Origin of the sequence: Terrisporobacter mayombei (assembly GCF_020748465.1) — a bacterium.
GTDB classification, from domain to species: domain Bacteria; phylum Bacillota; class Clostridia; order Peptostreptococcales; family Peptostreptococcaceae; genus Terrisporobacter; species Terrisporobacter mayombei.
Genome location: NZ_JAHZMP010000056.1, coordinates 1 through 613, shown reverse-complemented (window position 1 = coordinate 613; position 613 = coordinate 1). Strand labels below are relative to the sequence as shown.

The following is a 613-nucleotide window of genomic DNA, read 5'->3' as shown; positions in this document are numbered from 1 at the left end:
AAGTATATTTCTGGATATTCAGAAATATCTCAATCTCCTATTGGAAAAAATATGAACTCAACTCCTGCTTCTTATATTGGTATATGGGATAAGATACGTACACTATTTGCAGGTCAGCCAGAATCGTTAGAGCGAGGATTTACAGCTGGTCATTTCTCATTTAACTCCAAAGGGGCTTGTCCTAAATGTAGTGGTAGCGGAAATGAAAAAGTCTGGTTAGGAAATAATCTAAGTATAGACCATATATGCAGTGACTGTCATGGAAAAAGATTTAATGATGAATCCTTATCTATTAAATATAAAAATAAAACTATTCATGATATTTTAAATATGAGTATCTCTGAGGCTGTAAATTTTTTCAAAGATATTCCAAATATTGTTTCACACTTAAATGTGTTAGAACAAATAGGTATGGGATATATAAAATTAGGTCAACCTACAACAACTTTAAGTGGTGGGGAATCCCAAAGAGTCAAGCTTGCAAAAGAAATTGGTAAAAAACGAAATGGTAATATTCTTTATGTATTAGATGAACCAACTACTGGTCTAAGTCTATATGATACTGCTAAGCTGATTCAATTGTTGGATGAACTAGTAGCAAATGGAAATTCTG

The 613-nt window shown here is 32.1% G+C and carries 1 pseudogene; it reads left to right on the top strand.

Going from position 1 to position 613, the window contains the following annotated elements:
* Positions 1-613 (top strand): annotated as a pseudogene (locus tag K0039_RS20265) (excinuclease ABC subunit UvrA); the annotation flags it as partial.